This window comes from Phenylobacterium sp. (assembly GCF_036402295.1).
Taxonomy (GTDB): Bacteria; Pseudomonadota; Alphaproteobacteria; order Caulobacterales; family Caulobacteraceae; genus Phenylobacterium.
Window position 1 is genome coordinate 1 of the sequence record NZ_DASWTE010000429.1, and the last position, 3,272, is coordinate 3,272.

Annotated in this window: 4 protein-coding genes; 3 read left to right on the top strand and 1 reads right to left on the bottom strand. The window is 67.1% G+C overall.

What is annotated here, in order from left to right; translation table 11 throughout:
* Together VGD44_RS24675 and VGD44_RS24680 are read left to right on the top strand one after the other, a co-directional pair.
* Window positions 1-284: hypothetical protein (locus tag VGD44_RS24675; protein WP_331091110.1), on the top strand; the 284-nt coding region annotated here is incomplete at its 5' end.
* Between the two features lie 179 nt (window positions 285-463).
* On the top strand, window positions 464-889 hold the full coding sequence (locus tag VGD44_RS24680) for a hypothetical protein (RefSeq protein ID WP_331091111.1): 426 nt from the start codon (window positions 464-466) through the stop codon (window positions 887-889).
* A 68-nt stretch (window positions 890-957) separates the two neighbouring features.
* On the opposite strand, the gene VGD44_RS24685 is transcribed toward VGD44_RS24680, so the two are convergent.
* A complete protein-coding gene (locus VGD44_RS24685; RefSeq protein ID WP_331091113.1) occupies window positions 958-2,226 on the bottom strand; it encodes a TetR/AcrR family transcriptional regulator in 1,269 nt (422 codons plus the stop codon).
* A gap of 112 nt (window positions 2,227-2,338) precedes the next feature.
* Here VGD44_RS24685 and VGD44_RS24690 point away from each other — a divergent pair.
* Window positions 2,339-3,272, top strand: a 934-nt coding sequence (locus VGD44_RS24690; RefSeq protein WP_331091115.1) for a CoA transferase, incomplete at its 3' end; no start/stop codon positions are given.

Below are 3,272 nucleotides of genomic sequence, written 5' to 3' on the forward strand. Positions count from 1 at the left end.
CGACCCTTGGCGGACAAAGGCACTATCAGGCATCATTCGGGATCGCATCGCCGAGACGACGCTTCATGAGCACCGACTTACGCAACTCGATCTATCTTTGGGTCGGCGCCATCACGTTCTTCGGGCTGTTCTGGGCCGCGCTGCATTTTGACGTTTTAGCGGGCGTGCCAAGTACTTGGATTTGGTGGGGACTCGGCACGGTAAGCGTCGTCAACTTCGGCCAGTTCCTCTGGGGTCTTTGGCAGCGACGCGCGTCCGCCCGGAAAGACCCGAAGCGCACCTGAAGTCGGTCTACGTGATCTGGCCGGCGAATCTGTGGAAGCAAGTCCGTTCGCCACCCTCCACGGCCATTCTTAGCGTCCGCTGTTGCGCAAATCGCCGGATGCCCGGTTCACGGTACTGTGCCGATGACTTGGTGCGACCCTTAGCGGACTGTTCAGGCTAATCGGCGAACCTTGCGAACATGCTCCGTCCATCGTGCATTGCTCTTGTCGTAATGCTTTGCGGCTGCTCACAGCGCGACCGCGACGCCGGCAACGCCAACACCTTCACCTTGGCCACCGGCGTGAAGCTGATCGATGACCCTGCGCAATGCCCTGCGGGGGCACCTGGCGAGGCGCTGGCCATCCAGCGCACGACCAGAGGGTATCGTGTCAACGTGTCTTCCTATTTCGCCTGCCAGGACGAACTCGCCGAGCCTTACCTCACCGTTCCACATGCTGGGAAAATGACGCTGGTGCTGGGGCCGAAACCTTCGGAGTTTGGCTTCCACACGTCTTGCGAGTGCGCCCGATCCCTATCTGTTGAACTCGAGGGTCGGCTGGCCCCCGGTAAAACGCTCTACGTCGTCAATGACCAAGAGGTCGTCGGTCATCTAGTCGTCCCGTAGGGTCGCCTCTCCACCCCTTCCGGCCATTCGGCAAGTCCGCTCGTGGGCGTGGCGCATCGGCGCCGTGCCTACGCCGCCGCCGGCGAGGCCAGGCCCTCGAAGATCGGGCGGACGTAGTGCTGGACCACCGTTTCGGGCGCCATGCCCGGCGTCCAGTAGTGGAGCTCGGCCGCGGCGTTGATGGCCGACGAGATCATCTGCGAGGCCACGTTGACGTCCACCGGCGCGATCGAGCCGTCGGCGATCCCGTCGCAAAGGATCGAGGCGAAGCGGTACGAGATGCGGTTGAACCGCTGCAGCAGGCCCGACCGCAGCGCCTCGGGCACTGCGGTCAGCGCCGAGGTGCGCAGCAGCGGCGCCTCGCCGCTCATCTGGTGTTCGATCAGCGCCGCCACGGCCGACACCAGCACCTCCAGCCCCGTACCGCCCGCCGCCTCGGCCGCGTGGATCGCCCGCCACATCGTATCGAACGTCCGCTCGAAGCAGGCCACCACGAGCTCATCCTTGGTCTCGTTGTGGTGGTAGAAGGCGCCCTTGCTGACGTTCAGCCGCGCCGAGATCCGCTCGACCGAGGCGCCGTGATAGCCCTCATCGTTGATCAGGCTGGTGGCCGCGCGCAGGAACAGCTCCGACGAGGGGATCGCCGCGTCGCCGCGCCGGGCGAGGTCCAGCGGCCGGGGCGCTGGCCAGGCGGCGCCCTTGCGCGTCACGCCGTGGGTGAGGATCGCCGCCATGCGGTCGGCGGTGCGCGGATAGTCCGCAGGCTCGACCTGGTGCTGCCACGCCACGGTCCAGAACATCTGGCTGAGCAGGAGGTGCGCGCGGGCGTTGGCGTGCATCCGCGGGAGCGCGTCGGGCCCGGCCAGCAGCCCCCGGAAGCGCCGGAACATGCCGATGTAGGCGGTGTTCACCGGCTCGGAGTTGAGGGCGCGCACGTCGTTGAACACCGGCAGCGGATCGGCCTGGCCCTCGGCCACCTGGCGTGCGCGCGCGAAGTAAGCGTGGAGGAAGGCCGCGAGCCGGGCCTCGTCCGTCGCGCCGCCCGCGGCCGCGTCGATCAGCTCGTCGTAGGCCTCTAGCCCCTTCAGGAAGGCGGCGGCGGCCAACTCTTCCTTGTTCCTGAAGTAGTAGATGACGCCGGTGGGCACGAGATCGAGGCGCGCCGCCACGTCGCCCAGGGTCATGCCGCGCACGCCCTTGCGGTTCATCTCCTCGATCGCCGAGCGGACGATGGCGCTGCGCTTGGCCTGGTACCGGCGCGTCGGCGGGCGCCGCCCGGCTGCGTTGTCGTTGGCCTGACTTCCCGACGAAGCCCCATCGTCGACGGTCACTGTCATTTCATTGTCTTAGCGTGCTTTGCCGCCCGTCTCCATGGCCCCTTCCGTGGCGTCAGTTGTGGCAAGCCCAACCTGCGGCTAGGTGTCGAAGCCACAGTACGGGAGGTCGTCGATGCTGCTCCAGGGGCTCAAGGTGGTGGAGATGTCCACCTGGGTGGCAGGGCCAAGCTGCGCGGCCGTCATGGCCGACTGGGGCGCCGAGGTTATCAAGGTCGAGAGCCCGATGGGCGACGTGACCCGGGCCTTCTTCGCCAATCCGGTCAACGGCCAGAGCCCGATCTACGCCAACGAGAACCGCGGCAAGAAGGGCGTGGTGCTCGACACCACCAAACCGGAGGGCCGCGCCGCCCTGAAGGCGCTGCTGAAGGACGCCGACGTCTTCGTCACCAACACGCGGCCCGGGTCGCTGAAGAAGATCGCCCTCGACTACGACAGCCTGAAGCCGGAGTTCCCGAAGCTGATCTATGCCGCGGTCACAGGGTTTGGCCTCACCGGCCCGTACGCCAACGAGGGTGGCTTCGACATCACCGCCTTCTGGGCGCGCAGCGGCGTGGCCCGAGCCACCATCCCGACCGACCAGGAGCCGTTCCCGTCGCGCCCCGGCTTCGGCGACCACGTGACCGCGATCACCACGGTGGCCGGCATCCTCGCGGCCCTGCACGAACGGCATTCGACCGGCCAGGGCCGGCTGGTGGAGACGAGCCTGCTGCGCGCTGGCAGCTATGCCATCAGCTGGGACCTGTCGCTCCAGCTCTACTACGGCGACGTGCAGACGGCGGGCCCGCGCAACGACCGTCCCGTGGCGATCTCGGGCTTCTTCCGCACCAAGGACGACCGCCACCTGGTGATCGTGCCAAAGAACGTGAACTGCTTCACCAACGTGATGATCGCCATCGACCGGCCGGAGGTGGTGGCCGACCCCCGCTTCGACCCGCCGATGCTCGACATGGACGTGGTGCGCGAGGCCCGCGCCATCTGCGACGAGGGCTTCGCCCAGTTCACGCTCGATGAGATCGGCGAGCGGCTCAACAGCCTGGACGTCGCCT

What these genes read in the sequence shown, in the direction of transcription:
- VGD44_RS24680 (WP_331091111.1), top strand. Translation starts at nt 464, where the DNA reads ATGCTCCGTCCATCGTGCATTGCTCTTGTCGTAATGCTTTGCGGCTGC.
- VGD44_RS24685 (WP_331091113.1), bottom strand. Translation starts at nt 2,226, where the DNA reads ATGACAGTGACCGTCGACGATGGGGCTTCGTCGGGAAGTCAGGCCAAC.